Raw genomic sequence first — 15040 nt, 5'->3', positions numbered from 1 at the left:
CGTGACGGCGTTCCGGCTAGACTCGCGGGCCGTTTCCAAGTCTCCATGCCGGTGCCCGCCATGTCCCTGCTGCGTCCGCTCGCCCTTGCCCTCGGCTTCTCGCTTGCCCTGGCCGGCTGCCAGACCGTGGCCGAGGCGCCGGCCGCGGCCCCGGGTGCGCCGGCGGCGGTGCCGGCCCACGACAATCTCAATGCCACGGCCTGGCTGCAGCAGTCGGCCGAGGCTGCGATGTCGCACCGCCAGACCTGGCGCAGCGCGGCCCGGCTGCTGGATGCGGCGCTCGCCGACCCGGCCTGGGACGCGCTGACCCCGGAGGACCGGATCGCCCCGCTCGCCGGCCTGCCGCCGGCGATCATCGTCGACATGGACGAGACGGTGCTGGACAACAGCCCCTACCAGGCCCGGCTGATCCGCGACGATGCCCGCTTCGACGACGCCACCTGGAATGCCTGGGTGGCCGAGCGCCGTGCTCGCGCCGTCTCCGGGGCGCCGGAGTTCGCCCGCGAGGCGGCGCGACGCGGCATCACCATGATCTACCTCACGAACCGCGAGCACGCGCTCAATGCCGATAGCCGCGCCAACCTCGAGGCCCTGGGTTTCCCGCCGGTGGGCGAGGGGCAGATCCTCGGGCTTGGCATGGCGACCCCGGGCTGCGAGCCCAAGGGCAGCGACAAGGGTTGCCGGCGGCAGTGGGTCTCGCAGCGCTACCGCGTGCTGATGCAGTTCGGCGACCAGCTCGGCGATTTCTTCAGCATTGCCGACAACAGCCCCGAGGGCCGGGCCGCCGGGCTGCAGCGCTTCGATGCCTGGGTGGGCGAGCGCTGGTTCATGATCGCCAACCCCACCTACGGCAGCTGGGAGCCGGCGCTCTACGGCAATGACCGCAGCCTCTCGCCCGAGGCCCAGCGCGCCGCCAAGCGGGCCGCCCTGCAGTACTGAACGGCTGCCGCGGCGGGCAACGGGGACTTAAGCGGCGATCTGCTACCCTCCGCCGTCCTTCGACCGTGCCGGGGATTCCCTTGCCCAACCGCTGGACTTCGACTGCCGTGGCCCGTGCCTGCCTGCGAGGGGCCCTGCTCGCCCTGGTGCTGCTGGCGCTGGCGGCCTGCCGGCGCGAGCCCGAGCCCCTGCCCGGGGCGCCCGGCGAGCCGGTGGCGGCGATGCTGGCCCTGGCCGAGGCCCTGCGCGAGGACGACCTTGCCCGCTATGCCCGCCTCAATGTGCCGCCCGCGCTGCAGGCCGCGCAGGAAGCGGCCTGGCGCGCGCACTGGCAGGCGGCGGACGAGGAGGGCGCGGAGCGGGCCGCGCGCTATGCCGAGTGGATGGCCGAGCTCACCGCCGAGGATGCCGAGACGGCGCTGATGGCCCGCGCCGAGCCGCGGCTTGCCCAGCTCGAGCGCGAGCTGGGACCGCGCTGGACGGTGGGGGTGGCCATGCTGGCGAGTTTCGCCCAGGCCGCCATCGCCGCCAGCGAGGAGTTGAGCGAGCCGGACAAGGCCCATGCCCGCGGCGTGGTGGAGGCGCTGGCGAAATGGGCCGGCGAGCAGGCCGCCTTCACCGACCGCGAGCGGGCCCGCGCCGCCATCGCCGCCATGGTGCGCACCGCCCGCGCACTCGACCTGCCCCGCCTGGAGGCGGTGCAGGCCCTCGATTACGAGACCCTGCTCGCCAAGGGCGGCATCGCCCTGCGCGGCGCCAAGGACGTGGCGCTCGCCTATGGCATCGACCTCGATGCCTCGCTCTCGGCGCTGCAGGCCGAAGTGATCCGCCTCGAAGGCGAGGACCGGGCCGTGCTGCGGGTGCGCTATCCGCTGCTCGGCGAGACCGTGAGCTTCGAACAGGTCATGGTGCGGATCGATGATGGCTGGTATCGCGAGGAGGCGGTGCAGGCTCTCTCCGCCCCCGCTGACGGGGCGGCTCCGGCCATCGCCAGTCCGGCACCGGCACCTGCCGGCGCCACGCCCTGAGGCTGTCTGCCATGGCCGATGCGACGCTGACCGGCTACGTGCGCCCGCCCTGGTGGGCCCGCCTGTTCGAGGCCCTGCTCAAGCCCTGGATCGAGATCGTGCGCGATCCCGAGGTGCCGCCGGTCACCCTCGACCGTCCGGTGTGCTACGTGCTCGAGCACTACGGCATCTCCAACATGCTGATCCTCGATCGTGCCTGCCGCGAGGCCGGCCTGCCCTCGCCGCTGGCGCCGCTGCCGGGCGACCCGCTGGGCCGGGGCCGTGCCTACGTGGCGCTGTCGCGGCGCCGCAAGGGCGGCATGGGCCGCCCGGCCAACCGCACCCATTCCGATGCCCTGGCGCGCCTGCTGATGGCGCACCGCCTGAATCCGGCGCTCGACGTGCAGCTGGTGCCGGTGTCGATCCTCGTCGGCCGCGCTCCCGACCGCCAGAGCGGCTGGTTCTCGGTACTGTTCTCCGAGAACTGGGCGCTGGTGGGCCGCTTCCGCCGCCTGCTCGCCATCCTGTTGAACGGTCGCGACACCCTGGTGCGCTTCTCGCCGGCCTTCCCGGTGCGCGAGATCGTCGGCGAGGACCTGCCGCACGAGCGCGCGGTGCGCAAGACCGCGCGCGTGCTGCGCGGCCATTTCCGCCGCGTGCGCGAGGCGGTGATCGGCCCCGATCTCTCGACCCGCCGCCTGCTGGTCGACCGGGTGGTGGATGCCGAGCCGGTGCGCCGCGCCATCGCCGATACCGCGCGGCGCGAGAACATCAGCCCGGCCGAGGCCTGGAAGAAGGCCTACAAGTACGCCTGGGAGATCGCCGCCGACTACTCGCATCCGGTGGTGCGTTCGCTGAGCTTCGGCCTCACCGCGTTCTGGAACCGCATCTACGACGGCGTGCAGGTGCACCATCTCGACAGCCTCAAGGCCGTGGCCCCGGGGCGCGAGGTGATCTACGTGCCCAGCCACCGCAGCCACATGGACTACCTCCTGTTGAGCTACCTGCTCTACCGGAACGGCATCGTCCCGCCGCACATCGTGGCCGGCATCAACCTCAACATGCCGGTGATCGGTCCGATCCTGCGCCGCGGCGGCGCTTTTTTCATCCGCCGCAGCATCAAGGGCAATGCGCTCTACGCCGCCGTGCTCGGCGAGTACGTGGCCCAGCTGGTGGCCGAGGGCTTTTCCATCGAGTACTTCATCGAGGGCGGGCGTTCACGCACCGGCCGGCTGCTGCAGCCCAAGGGCGGCATGATCGCCATGACCCTGCGCGCCTTCCTGCGCTCGCCGCGCCGCCCGGTGGTGTTCCAGCCGGTGTACATCGGCTACGAGAAACTGATCGAGGGCGATTCCTACCTCGACGAACTCACCGGCCGGCCGAAGCAGAAGGAGAGCATCGGCGCCCTCGTGGTGGCGGCGATGGGCGTGCTGCGCCGCCGCTACGGCCAGGTGGCGGTGAGCTTCGGCGAGCCGATCCACCTCGAGGAGGTGCTGGCGAAACATGCCGAGGGCTGGGATGGCGGCGCCATCGACCCCGAGGAGAAGCCGGCCTGGTTCGGTGCCGTGGTGGACGAGCTCGCCGAGCGCATCAACGTCAACATCAACCGCGCCGCCGACGTCAATCCCATCAACCTCCTCGCCGTGGTGCTGCTCGCCACGCCCAAGCACTCGATGGACGAGGCCGACCTGCTGGCGCAGCTCGCGCTCTCGAAGAAGCTGCTCTCGGCCCTGCCCTACAGCGACCGCGTGACCGTGACGCCGATGTCGCCCGAGCAGGTGGTGGCCTACGGCGAGGCCATGGGCGTGATCCGCCGCATCCGGCACCCCCTGGGCGACGTGCTGGCGATGGAAGGCGACACCGCGGTACTGCAGAGCTACTTCCGCAACAACGTGCTGCACCTGTTCGCCGCCCCGGCCTGGATCGCCCTGTGCTTCCAGAACAACCGCCGCATCAGCCGCGCCGGCGTGCTGCGGCTGGGCCGCACCATCTATCCTTTCGTCAAGGGCGAGCTGTTCCTGCCCTGGAGCGAGGCGGAGTTCGCCGAGCGGCTGGACGCCACCATCGATCTTTTCATCGCCGAGGGCCTGCTCTCGCTCGCCAGCGAGGACGAGGGCGGCATCCTCACCCGCGGCCCCGGGCAGACCGACGAGGTCTTCCGCCTGCGCGCCATCGCCCACTCGCTGCAGCAGGCCTTCGAGCGCTACTTCATCGCCGTGGCCACCCTGGTACGGCGCGGGCCGCGCAGCATCAGCGCCTCGGAGCTCGAGAACTTCTGCCAGCTCGCCGCGCAGCGGCTCTCCCTGCTCTACGCCCCGGCGGCCCCGGAGTTCTTCGACAAGAGCCTGTTCCGTGGCTTCATCGCCAGGCTGCGCGAGCTGAAGCTGGTCTGGCCCTGCCCGGACGGCAAGCTCGACTTCGACGATGCCCTGCGCGCTTGGGACAAGGACGCCAAGATCGTCCTCGGCCGCGAGCTCAGGCAGACCATCACCCACATCACCAGCGAGCCCGCGGCACCTGCCGGGCGCAGCAGCGGGGAGCAGCCGGCCTACGGGGGCTGAGGCGCGGGCCCCGGGTGTCGAGCGCCTGCTGGCGTAGTCCATGGAGTCGCGGTCGGCTCTGGGGGGCGCAATCCCCGCAGGCGCGGCACTCGTGCCCCGAAACCGCGCAGCAGGCAGGCTGGTCCACGGGAGTGTGCCGGTCGTCAGGCGTCCAGGTCCGGGATCAGCTTGTCCTCGATCCAGGCGATCTGGTCCTTCACCGCCAGCTTGCGCTTCTTCATCCGCCTGAGCTGCAGCTCGTCGCAGTCCGGGCGGGCGGCCAGGGCGGCGATGGCGGCATCGAGGTCGCGGTGCTCGCTCTTGAGCTCCACGAGGCGCATCGCCAGCTGTCCGGGGTCGAGGGGGTGCATTCGGGCCTCCGGGCGTCGAGCTTACACCCGTGCCCGCCGGAGCGGTCACGGCCGCCGGCAGGGCAGGGGGTACAATGCCGGCCCCGTCCGCTCCACCCCCACGCCATGGCCTCCGCCGAGACGCGCCCCGCCCCGAATGCGGCCGACGCGCATGAGTTCAACAAACTGAGGAAGCGCCTGCGCCGCCAGGTGGGGCAGGCCATCGCCGACTTCGGCATGATCGAGGACGGCGACCGCATCATGGTCTGCCTCTCGGGCGGCAAGGACAGCTACACCCTGCTCGACATCCTGCGCCAGCTGCAGCAGAAGGCGCCGGTGCGCTTCGAGCTCATCGCCGTGAATCTCGACCAGAAGCAGCCGGGGTTCCCGGAGCACGTGCTGCCCGACTACCTGCGCTCGATCGGCCAGCCCTTCCACATCATCGAGCAGGACACCTACTCGGTGGTGAAGCGCGTGGTGCCCGAGGGCAAGACGATGTGCTCGCTCTGCTCGCGGCTGCGCCGCGGCGCGCTCTACACCTGGGCGGCGGAGAACGGCATCACCAAGATCGCGCTCGGCCACCACCGCGACGACCTGCTCGCCACCTTCTTCCTCAACCTGTTCTTCCACGCCAAGCTGAGCGGCATGCCGCCGAAGCTGCAGAGCGACGACGGCCGCCACGTGGTGATCCGCCCCCTGGCCTACGTGAAGGAGGCCGACATCGCCGCCTACGCTGAGGCCATGGCCTTCCCGATCATCCCCTGCACGCTCTGCGGCTCGCAGGAGAACCTGCAGCGCAAGGTGGTGCGGCGCATGCTGGAGGCCTGGGAGAAGGAATCGCCGGGCCGCCTCGAGACCATCAGCCGCGCGCTCGGCGACATCCGCCCCTCGCAGCTCTCCGACCGCCGCCTGTTCGATTTCCTCGCCCTTGGCCGCCGTGGCGAGGGGCCGCTGCCCGACCTGCAGGCGTGGATGGCGGGCTCGTCGGCCACGATCGCAGGCGATGCGACGGACGAGGCCGACGATGGCGCCGCGCCGTCGCCACCGAATCCTGATGCCTTGGCGCCACTTCGTGCCAGGACCTTCGACCCGATCTGGAACCCTTGATGTTCTTCAAGAATCTCAGCTTCTTCCGCTATCCCGCCTCCACCAATGCCGCGCTCGGGCAGCTCGAGGAGCGCCTTGCCGAGCATCCGCTCAAGCCCGTAGGGCCGCTGGAGCTCTCCAGCCGCGGCTTCGTCTCACCCTTCGGCCGCGACGAGCCGGCGCTGGTGCACCGGGTGGGCGACTGCGCCTGGCTCACCCTGGGGCGCGAGGACCGCCTGCTGCCCGGCGCCGTGGTGAACGAGGCACTGGCGAAGAAGCTGGCCGAGATCGAGGCGAAGGAAGGCCGCCGCCTCGGCGGCAAGGCGCGCCGGCAGCTCAAGGAAGACCTGGTGCACGAGATGCTGCCCAAGGCCTTCGTGAAGGGCTCGCGTCTCTCGGCCTCGATCGATGCCCGGCACGGCATCATCGCCATCGATGCGGCCTCGAAGAAATCGGCCGAGGCCTTCGTCTCCGAGCTGCGCCACGCCCTCGGCAGCTTCCCGGCGGTGCCGGTGAATGCCGAGGTCTCGGTGCGCGCCCTGATGACCGGCTGGCTCACCGGCGAGCCGCTGCCCGAAGGCCTCGCGCTCGGCGACGAGTGCGAGCTGAAGGACCCGGTGGACGGGGGGGCGGTGGTGAAGGCGCAGCGCCAGGAGCTCACCGCCGAGGAGATGGTGAAGCACCTCGAGGGCGGCAAGCAGGTGACCCGGCTTGCCCTGGTGCTCGACGAGCAGGTGAGTTTCGTGCTCGGCGAAGACCTCGTGCTGCGCAAGTTCAGGCTGCTCGACGGCGCGGTGGAGTCACTGGAGAACACCGAGCGCGATTCCCTGGCCGCCGAACTGGATGCCCGCTACGCGCTGTTCAGCGCCGAAGTGCACCGGGTGTTCGGCGTGCTGGAAAAGGCGCTGAAACTGAGCCGGGTCGATTGAGCACGGCCCGCGCTAGCATCGGCGCGTGAGCCTGTTCCGCGCCCTGCGTCCTGCCCGCCCCGCCCCGCCCTCGCGGGTGCAGGTGCCGGGCGAATGGCGGCTGGCCGATGGCACCGTGCTGCCCCTGCTGCGGGTGCGCGACCGCCGGGCGCGCCGCCTGCGCCTCACCCTGCGCGAGCATGGCCTGCGCCTGTCGATTCCCTGGCGCCTCGATGCCGCCGCGGCCGAGGCCTTCCTCCGCGAGCAGGCGGCCTGGATCGAGGCGCAGTGGCGGCGCTATGCCGTGGCCGGCACGGCCCCGGCGTGGCGCTTCGCCGGCATCGGCGCCCTGCCGCTCTGGGGCCATGACTGGCCGGTGGCCTGGCAGCCGGCGCGGGCAGCCCGGCTGCAGGTCGATGCCGGGGCCGGGCTGCTGCGCTTCCATGCCCCGGAAGCGGCCGGCGAGGCCGCCCTGCGGCAGGCCCTGCGCGAGGCCTATGCAGCCGAGGCCCGGGCGCGTATCGGCCGCCTCCTGCCGCGTTTCCTGCCCGGCCTGCCGCGGCCGCCGCGCGAGTTCCGCCTGCGTCCGCTGTCCTCGCTCTGGGGCAGCCTTTCGGCCGATGGCCGGGTCTCGCTGGACCTCGCCCTGGTGCTGGGGCCGCCCGAGGCTTTCGACTACGTGCTGGTGCACGAGCTCTGCCACCTGCTGCGGGCCGACCACTCGCCGGCCTTCTGGGCCGAGGTGCAGGCCCGCTTTCCGGGCTGGCGCGGGCAGCGCCAGTACCTGCGCAGCGATGCTGGCCTTGCATTGAAGGCCCGCTGGCGCCATCTGCTCGGTGGCTGAAGGTTCATCCGCCCCGGCTACGCTCGTCCCTCCTGCCCCGAGGAAGCCCCCATGCCCCGACTGCTCACTCCCGCTGCCACCCGCCTGCTGCTGATCACCGCCGCTTCCCTGCTGTTCACCGCCGCCTGCGGCAAGACCGAGGACCGGGCCGCCGAGACGGCCACGGCCGCGGCCATCGAGGCTGCCACCGGCGCCCGCGATGTCGAGGTGGACGAGGGGGGCGCCGGCATCCGCGGCGTGGGCGAGGACGGCCGGGCCTTCTCCCTGCAGCAGGGCGGGCAGGCCCGCCTGCCGGCCGATTTCCCCGCCGATGTCGCCCTGCCCGAGGGCCTGGCGCTCGACATGGTGCTCACCGTCGAAGGCAGCACCTCGATCGCTGGCCGGGTGCCGGCACGCCGCGCCGCCGAGCTCGTGGCCGCCATCGAGCGCCGGATGGGGGCCGAGGGCTGGAGCCGGGAACTCGATACCCGCCAGGACGGCAGCACCATGCTGGTGTGGAAGAAGGACGGGCGGCATGCCAACTACCTGTTCGAGGACCATGCCGACGGCCATGTGCTGGTGAACCTCGGCCACTTCGTGCAGGCCAAGGACCGCTGAGCCTCAGCCGGCGAGGAAGGCCCGCAGCCGCGCCCCGACCTCGGCAGCGCGCTCCATGTGCAGGTGGTGGCCGCCCTCCAGTGCCTGCACTTCGATCCGGGGCACGCAGGCCGCTCGGGCGGCGCGCTGGGCCGGGCTGAAATAGGGTGGGGCCGGCGTGGCGGCGATCAGCAGGGTAGGGGCCTCGATGCCGGCGAGTACCGCCCGGATGCCTTCCTCGGTGAGCCGCAGGGCGGAAGGCAGGCGCAGCCGCGGGTCGGAGCGCCAGGCGAAGCCGCCCTCCACCGGGCGCAGGTTGCGCCGCACGATGCGCTCGGCATCCGCGTATCGCATCGGCGTGGCCAGCAGGCGCGCCTGCACTGCGGTGGCGAGGTCCGGGATCACCCGCGGCGGCGCCCCGTTCCTGCTCTGCAGGTCCCGCCGGGCCGCCACCGCCTCGCGCAGCCGGGCGCCGGCGCTTTCGGCGGGCGCCCCGAGCGGCCCCAGGCCTTCGATGAGGGCCAGCCGTTCCACCCGCGCCGGGCAGGCCGAGGCGAGGGTGCTGGCGATGGTGGCGCCCATCGAGTGGCCGAGCAGGTGGGCACGCTCCCAGCCGAGCGCATCGAGGGCGTCGAGCACATCGTGCAGCCAGTCTACGTAGGCGTAGTCGTGGCCCGGGGCGCGGTGCGCCGAGGCGCCGTGGCCGGGCAGGTCGAGGGCCACGAGATCGAAGCCGTCGAGCTCCGGGAACAGCGGCTCGAAGCTGGCGGCATTGTCCAGCCAGCCGTGCAGGGCGAGCAGCTTCGGGCCTGCGGGATCGCCGGCACGCAGCGCCGCCAGCGGGCCGCGACCGCCGGGGAGCCGGATCTCGCGCGCCCCGCTCATCCGCCGCCGCCCGGCCGGGCGAGATGCGGCCGCAGCAGGCCGGCCAGGGCCGCCACGTGGGCCGGCTGCGCGTTCAGGGCCGGGATGTAGCGTAGGGCGGTGCCGCCGGCGGCCTGGTAGGCCTTCCGGTTCTGCACCGCGATCTCCTCCAGGGTCTCCAGGCAGTCCACGGCGAAGCCGGGGCAGAGCACGTCCACCACCCCGGCCCGCTCGCGGCCCCAGGCCTCGAGGGTCTGGTCGGTATAGGGCTGCAGCCAGGGCTCGCGGCCGAAGCGCGACTGGTAGCTCATCGCCCACTCGCCCTCGCGCAGGTCCAGCGCCGCGGCAATCGCCTCGGCGCTGGCGCGGCACTGCGCGGCGTAGGGGTCGCCCTTCGCCACGAAGCGCTGCGGCAGGCCGTGGAAGCTCATCAGCAGGCGGTCGCCCCGGCCCTGCGCGGCCCAGTGTGCGCGCACGCTCTCCGCCACCGCCGCCACCCAGGCGGGGTCCCGGTGGTAGTCCTGCAGCAGCACCAGCTCGGGCTGGCAACGCCAGCGCAGCAGCTCGCGCATCACCGCATCGTGGCTGGAGGCGGTGGTACTGGCCGAGTACTGCGGGTAGAGCGGCAGCACCACGATGCGGCCGCAGCCTGCGGCCTCCAGTTCGCGCAGCATGGCCGGCACGGAGGGATTGCCGTAGCGCATGGCCAGCCGCAGCTCCACCTCCGGCAGGGCCGAGGCCACGCCCTCGGCGAGCTGCCGCGAGAGGGCCAGCAGGGGCGAGCCGTCCTCGCCCCAGATGCTGGCATAGGCATGCGCCACCTTGCCCGAGCGCAGCGGCAGGATGAGGAAGTGCAGCACCGGGCACCAGATCCAGCGCGTGAGATCGACCACCCGGTGGTCGTGCAGGAACTCGGCCAGGTAGCGCCGCACCGCGCCGCGGGTGGGCGCGTCGGGGGTGCCGAGGTTGACCAGCAGCACGCCGGTGCGGCTTCGGTCGGTGGCGGCGGGCGGATGGAAAGCGGTGTGCATGCGCGGGACCGGCGTGGGAAGGCCGGGCATTATCATGGGGCCCGTGTCACGGCAGATTCATCCGGCGCTCAAACGCCGGCGCCGACACTCCGAACGATCCCAGACGAAGGAGCGCCCCATGCGACTCGCCCTCACCGCCCTGCTCGCCCTCCTGCTTCCCTTCGCCGCCCAGGCCCAGCAGCGCGAGGCCGAGCGCGCCGAGAATGCCTCGCGCGTGCTGGCCGAGATCCTGCGCATCCCCGAGGAATCCATCCCCGAGCGCCTGCTGCGCGAGGCCGAGGCGATCGCCGTGCTGCCCGACGTGATCAAGGCCGGCCTCGGCTTCGGCGGCCGCGGCGGCAAGGGCCTGCTGGCCGTGCGCGGCCGCGACGGCACCTGGTCGAACCCCAGCTTCATCACCCTCGGCGGCGGCAGCATCGGTTTCCAGGCCGGCGTGCAGTCGGCCGACGTGGTGCTGGTCTTCCGCACCCGCCGCGGCGTGGAGAACATCGTGAATGGCAAGTTCACTCTCGGCGCCGATGCCGCGGTGGCCGCCGGCCCGGTGGGCCGCAATGCCCAGGCCAGCACCGATGGTCGCCTGCAGGCCGAGATCTACAGCTACTCGCGCGCCCGCGGCCTGTTCGCCGGCATCGCCCTCGACGGCGCGGTGATCGCCATCGACAACCGCGCCAACCGCCGCGTGTATGGCCGCGACGTGACCGCCCGGATGATTCTCGAGAACCGCGCCCGGCCGCAGGTGGACGCGGTGGTGGCCTTCCGCGACCGCCTCGAGGAGGCGGCCGCCCAGGCGGCGCGCTGAAGGTCGCCGCCCGCTGCGCCGCCGCCCGCGCGGCGGGCGGGTGGCGTTCCGCCTGCTATCCTTGGCGCCCGATTTCGGAGCACGGCCATGTTGGGTTTCCGCGAACTCGTCATCATCCTGCTGATCGTGCTGATCGTGTTCGGCACCAAGCGCCTGATCAGCGCCGGCGGCGATCTTGGCAAGGCCATCCAGAGCTTCAAGAAGGGCATGCGCGAGGCCGCCGACGAGCCGGCCAGGCTCGACCCGCCGGCGCAGTCGCGCGAGGGCGAGGGCGCCGCCGACCGCGAGCGCCAGGACCGCTGAGCGGCGGGCCGCCGCCATGTTCGAGCTGGGCTGGGTCGAGATCGGGCTGATCGGCGTGATCGCGCTGGTGGTGCTCGGGCCCGAGCGCCTGCCCAAGGTGGCCCGCTTCGCCGGCCTCTGGGTGCGCAAGGGCCGCGCCCAGTGGTACGCAGTGAAGGCCGAGTTCGAGCGCGAGATCGCCGCCGAGGAACTGAAGGCCACGCTGGAGGCCGAGCGCCGCGCCATCCGCGAGGCCGCTGCCGCTCTCGAGGCCGAGGCCCGGGAGGCCATGCAGGCAGCCCGTGGCACCGGGGACCCGGAAGCGGCGCCCCCGCTCTCCGCGCCTTCCGCTGAGGCGACCAGAGCCGTGCCCCCGGCCGTGCCGCCGCGCGATCCGCCCGGCAGCTCCGCGCCATGAGCGAGGAGAGCCCGCCGCCTGGCGAGGGCCTGATGGCTCACCTGCTGGAGCTGCGCCTGCGCCTGATGCGGGCGCTGCTGGCCCTGGCCCTGGCCTTCCTCGGCCTCTTGCCCTTCGCCAACACGCTCTACGCAAAGCTTGCCGCGCCCTTGCTGCGCTACCTGCCGGAAGGCGGAAGCCTGGTCGCCATCGATGTTGCCTCGCCCTTCTTCGCGCCGATGAAGCTGGCTCTCTTCGTCGCCCTGCTGCTCGCCGCGCCGGTCATGCTCTATCAGGCCTGGGCCTTCGTCGCCCCCGGGCTCTACCGCCACGAGAAGCGGCTCGCGCTGCCCCTGCTGCTGGCCTCGGTGCTGCTGTTCTACCTCGGGCTTGCCTTCGCCTACTTCGTGCTGCTGCCGGCGATGTTCGCCTTCCTCACCACCACCGTGCCCGAGGGCGTGGTGATGACCACCGACATCAGCGCCTACCTCAGCTTCGTGCTGGTCATGGGCCTGGCCTCCGGCATCGCCTTCGAGGTGCCGGTAGCGGTGCTGGTGGCGATGATGCTGGGCTGGGTCACGCCGGCGCAGCTCTCCGAGTGGCGCGGCTACGTCATCGTCGCCATCGCCATCCTCGCCGCCCTGCTCACCCCGCCCGACGGCCTCTCGATGGTCTTGCTGATGCTGCCGATGTGGCTGCTCTACGAGGCAGGATTGGTGGTCGGGCGACTCTTGGTGCGCCCACGCGCGGAGGAGGCCGCCGGGTGAGCGCGCAGGCCTTCCGCGTGCGCTACGCCGCCTACAGCCTCGACCTCCTGCTGCTCTCGCCGCTGCTCGCGCTGGCGGCGTGGCGACCAGCGATGCGTGCCGTGGCGGCGCATGCCGAACTGCAGGGCGCCGTCGAGGCAGCGATCGAACGGGCCTTCCTGCAAGGCCATTTCGCCTTGCTCTCGCTGACCGCCGCCCTGCGCGAGGACGCGGTGTTCCGCGAGGCTCTCGCCACGGGAACGGCGGGCATCGCCGCCGGCGTGCTGGGTGCGGTACTCGCCGCCGTCGCCGTGTTCGCGCTGTGGTTCGTCGGCTTCGAGGCCTCGCCCTGGCAGGCCAGCCCGGGCAAGCGGGCCTTCGGCCTGCGGGTGGTGGGGGCCGACGGCGGGCGGGTGCCGCTGTTGCGCCTGCTGCTGCGCTTCCTGGCCGCCGCCCCGAGCTGGCTCCTACTGCACCTCGGCCATGCCCTGGTGCTGTTCCGCGCCGATGGCCGTGCCCTCCACGACCTCGTGGCCGGCACCCGCGTGGACGGGGGGCACTGGCCGCGCTGGGCCGGGCTCTGGCTCGGGCTGCAGGGCCTTGCCGTGTGCGCCCTGCTTTCATGGGTGGCCTGGGTGTTCCTGCAGGCGCTGTTGGTTCTCGGGCTCTAGGTGATCCTGGATTCCCCTGTATGGCGAAGAGCCCCGAGTAGTCGCCGTGGTGCGCTCTCGATCTGTCTTGACCACGGGCGGCAGCATCGCTGCCGCCGTGGTTGTTTCCCTGGTGCTGCAGGCAATCGGCCTTCTTCCCGTCGTCCTCTCGGACCAGTACGACGTGGCCTATCGTTTCACCGCGTATGCCGGGAGCGATGCCCCGCAGACGGCCCCGTCGTACTTCGAGCTTGAAGGCCAAGGTTTCGAGTGCCAGTGGTCTGGTGTTCAAAACCAGCCCTTGGCGAGGAACGCAAATCCGAGCGCCTACGACGTTCGCTGCATTACCGTCGATGCGGACGGTCAAGGACTTCGTCGCCTCGAAGTCGGTTTGAAGCGTTCCGGCTGGGACACGGCTTCTAGCGGCATCGAGATGGATATGCAGCGCAGGGCCAGCGCCGGTTGGGTGCTCCTGTCGATCTCGGCGTTCGTTCTGCTAGCGCTCGTGCTCGTCCGGGCAAGCTCGGAAGGATGGGGGTGGGGCAGCCTTGCCCGCCTCCGCTGGCGGGTTGTCCCGCTCCTGCTGGCGCCGTTCTTGAGTGCGGTTGTGGTGGTCTTCGTCGGCAGCCTGTGGCTTGGCCCGGCACCGGGCCACGCCGCGCCGTTGGCGGGCGGCATGGCAGGCTCGATGGCGGGCGTACCGCTGTTCTACCTGATGCCGCTCGTCGCCGCGCTGCCCGAGGAGGCAATGTTCCGGGGCTGGCTTCACGAACGCCTGTTCAAGCGCCTTCCAGCCTGGCTTGCGTACCTCGTGATTGCGGAACTGTTCCTCCTGCTGCACCTCGGGCTGGTGGCGGCCATGTTCAGCGGCGGAGCCTCTGCCGTGGTCGCGGTGGTTCAGGCTGCGGGCGTGTTCTGCATTTCCCTGGCGCTGACTTGGGTGCGTCGCAGGAGCGGTTCGCTGGGGCTTTGTGTCCTTGCCCACGCCATCAGCAATCTTGGCGCGATGGCGATGGTTCTCGCGGGGTGATGCGCCTCAGGCCACGAAGCGGCCTTCCTCCGCGTCCGCGGGCGGCAGCTCGCCGCCATCGCAGGTGGCGCGCCAGCCGGCCAGCACGAAGCCGTAGAAGATCGCCGTCAGCACCACGGCGATGGCCAGCATCAGCGCCAGCGCGAGCAGTTGCCCCAGCACCGGGCCGAGCAGCATGAACAGGGCCATGAGGCCGCCGAACAGCAGGCCGAGCAGGAAGAAGAGCAGCATCGCGGGCAGGAATAGCACGGTTACCAGCGCCAGCAGGGGCAGGGCGTTGAGAAACACGGCGCGCAGGCCCTGCAGTAGGGCGGCCACTGGCGCATGGCCGCGCAGGGCCACGCCGATCAGTCCCCAGAGCGTGCCGAGCATGACGAAGCCCCAGAGCGGGGCGAAGGCGAACAGCACGGCCACTAGCGAGGCGAGGCCTTCCGGCGGGGCGGGGAACTGCTCGGGCGGGATGGGCTTTCCTGCTTCGGCCTGCGCCTGCAGGGCCATGAGCTGCTCGGCCCAGACGCGCAGGGCCTCGAGGCTGCCGGCGTCGGTGACGGCGGCCGCCACCAGCACCATGGCCACGAACAGCAGGGCATAAAGGCCGAAACCCATGGCGGTGAGCAGCACCAGCGGCCGGAAGCTGCCGTCGCGGAAGCCTTCGAGCAGCATCGGCTGCGCCACCGGCTGGCCGCGCTCGGCGCGGTCCATGATGCGGAATACCCCGGCCCGCAGCACCGGCGAGACCAGCAGGGCCACCACGAAGGCCAGGGCCTGGGTGAGCAGGCCGAGCGCCATGCCCGGCTGGCCACCGAAGAGGCCCACCAGCGACTGCGGCAGCGAGGGCAGGAAGCCGACGAAGACGGTGGTGGCGATGGCGCCCAGCACGACGGCGGGCTGGTGGCGGCCGACGTCGATGGCGGCGAGCAGCCAGCGGAAGGGAGCGATGAAACCGGCCCAGCGGATGTCCATGATGCGAGGAAGCCTGTAGGGAGAACGC

Annotated in this window: 15 protein-coding genes and 2 pseudogenes; 13 read left to right on the top strand and 4 right to left on the bottom strand. The window is 71.9% G+C overall.

Annotated elements, in window-relative coordinates; genetic code table 11:
* Positions 1-45 precede the first annotated feature (45 nt).
* From G408_RS0109495 to plsB, 3 genes and pseudogenes are all read left to right on the top strand, one after another.
* Positions 46-939, top strand: a complete 894-nt coding sequence (locus G408_RS0109495; protein ID WP_425423350.1) for a 5'-nucleotidase, lipoprotein e(P4) family — start codon at positions 46-48, stop codon at positions 937-939.
* A 107-nt stretch (positions 940-1046) separates the two neighbouring features.
* A complete protein-coding gene (locus tag G408_RS14095) occupies positions 1047-1967 on the top strand; it encodes a hypothetical protein (RefSeq protein WP_037412904.1) in 921 nt (306 codons plus the stop codon).
* Between the two features lie 47 nt (positions 1968-2014).
* Positions 2015-4507 (top strand): annotated as a pseudogene (plsB, locus tag G408_RS14090) (glycerol-3-phosphate 1-O-acyltransferase PlsB); the annotation flags it as partial.
* A gap of 143 nt (positions 4508-4650) precedes the next feature.
* Here the strand turns inward: plsB and G408_RS0109485 are convergent.
* On the bottom strand, positions 4651-4857 hold the full coding sequence (locus G408_RS0109485; RefSeq protein WP_028770893.1) for a YdcH family protein: 207 nt from the start codon (positions 4855-4857) through the stop codon (positions 4651-4653).
* A gap of 105 nt (positions 4858-4962) precedes the next feature.
* Between G408_RS0109485 and ttcA the strand changes: the two genes are divergently transcribed.
* Genes ttcA through G408_RS0109465 form a run of 4 tightly spaced genes read left to right on the top strand, consistent with a single transcriptional unit; the run spans position 4963 to position 8271 of the window.
* Positions 4963-5943, top strand: a complete 981-nt coding sequence (gene ttcA / locus G408_RS14085; RefSeq protein WP_084628182.1) for a tRNA 2-thiocytidine(32) synthetase TtcA — start codon at positions 4963-4965, stop codon at positions 5941-5943.
* Positions 5943-6851 carry a recombination-associated protein RdgC gene (locus tag G408_RS0109475; RefSeq protein ID WP_028770892.1) on the top strand — a complete coding sequence of 303 codons (909 nt, stop codon included), beginning with the start codon at positions 5943-5945 and terminating at the stop codon, positions 6849-6851. Before ttcA ends, G408_RS0109475 begins: the two co-directional genes overlap by 1 nt.
* A gap of 25 nt (positions 6852-6876) precedes the next feature.
* Positions 6877-7674 carry a YgjP family zinc-dependent metalloprotease gene (locus G408_RS0109470; RefSeq protein WP_051282845.1) on the top strand — a complete coding sequence of 266 codons (798 nt, stop codon included), beginning with the start codon at positions 6877-6879 and terminating at the stop codon, positions 7672-7674.
* 51 nt (positions 7675-7725) lie between these two features.
* Positions 7726-8271 carry a hypothetical protein gene (locus tag G408_RS0109465; protein ID WP_028770890.1) on the top strand — a complete coding sequence of 182 codons (546 nt, stop codon included), beginning with the start codon at positions 7726-7728 and terminating at the stop codon, positions 8269-8271.
* A gap of 3 nt (positions 8272-8274) precedes the next feature.
* Here G408_RS0109465 and G408_RS0109460 read toward each other — a convergent pair whose 3' ends face one another.
* Both G408_RS0109460 and hemH read right to left on the bottom strand, forming a co-directional pair.
* The gene (locus G408_RS0109460) at positions 8275-9135 is read right to left on the bottom strand and encodes an alpha/beta fold hydrolase (protein WP_051282844.1); all 861 of its coding nucleotides are present in this window, start codon (positions 9133-9135) and stop codon (positions 8275-8277) included.
* A complete protein-coding gene (gene hemH, locus G408_RS0109455) occupies positions 9132-10145 on the bottom strand; it encodes a ferrochelatase (RefSeq protein ID WP_028770888.1) in 1014 nt (337 codons plus the stop codon). Before hemH ends, G408_RS0109460 begins: the two co-directional genes overlap by 4 nt.
* Before the next feature lie 118 nt (positions 10146-10263).
* Between hemH and G408_RS0109450 the strand changes: the two are divergent.
* From G408_RS0109450 to G408_RS0109425, 6 genes and pseudogenes are all read left to right on the top strand, one after another.
* Positions 10264-10935: pseudogene (locus tag G408_RS0109450) on the top strand (lipid-binding SYLF domain-containing protein); the annotation flags it as partial.
* 96 nt (positions 10936-11031) lie between these two features.
* Positions 11032-11247, top strand: coding sequence for a twin-arginine translocase TatA/TatE family subunit (gene tatA / locus G408_RS0109445; protein ID WP_028770886.1), 216 nt, complete (start codon positions 11032-11034; stop codon positions 11245-11247).
* Positions 11248-11263: 16 nt separating this feature from the next.
* The gene (gene tatB, locus G408_RS14850) at positions 11264-11644 is read left to right on the top strand and encodes a Sec-independent protein translocase protein TatB (RefSeq protein WP_051282843.1); all 381 of its coding nucleotides are present in this window, start codon (positions 11264-11266) and stop codon (positions 11642-11644) included.
* Positions 11641-12390, top strand: coding sequence for a twin-arginine translocase subunit TatC (gene tatC, locus G408_RS0109435; protein ID WP_028770885.1), 750 nt, complete (start codon positions 11641-11643; stop codon positions 12388-12390). The genes tatB and tatC overlap by 4 nt, the downstream gene beginning before the upstream one ends.
* Complete coding sequence (locus G408_RS14845) at positions 12387-13040, top strand: RDD family protein (protein WP_051282842.1); 654 nt, start codon at positions 12387-12389, stop codon at positions 13038-13040. Before tatC ends, G408_RS14845 begins: the two co-directional genes overlap by 4 nt.
* 97 nt (positions 13041-13137) lie before the next feature.
* The gene (locus G408_RS0109425; protein WP_156890120.1) at positions 13138-14049 is read left to right on the top strand and encodes a CPBP family intramembrane glutamic endopeptidase; all 912 of its coding nucleotides are present in this window, start codon (positions 13138-13140) and stop codon (positions 14047-14049) included.
* Between the two features lie 6 nt (positions 14050-14055).
* On the opposite strand, the gene G408_RS0109420 is transcribed toward G408_RS0109425, so the two are convergent.
* Positions 14056-15012 (bottom strand): hypothetical protein, encoded by a 957-nt coding sequence (locus tag G408_RS0109420; protein ID WP_028770883.1) that lies wholly within the window; start codon positions 15010-15012, stop codon positions 14056-14058.
* Positions 15013-15040 lie beyond the last annotated feature (28 nt).

It is taken from the genome of Silanimonas lenta DSM 16282, assembly GCF_000429065.1.
GTDB classification, from domain to species: domain Bacteria; phylum Pseudomonadota; class Gammaproteobacteria; order Xanthomonadales; family Xanthomonadaceae; genus Silanimonas; species Silanimonas lenta.
The sequence above is the reverse complement of the archived record's forward strand: the minus strand, read 5'-3'. Positions and strand labels throughout refer to the sequence as shown.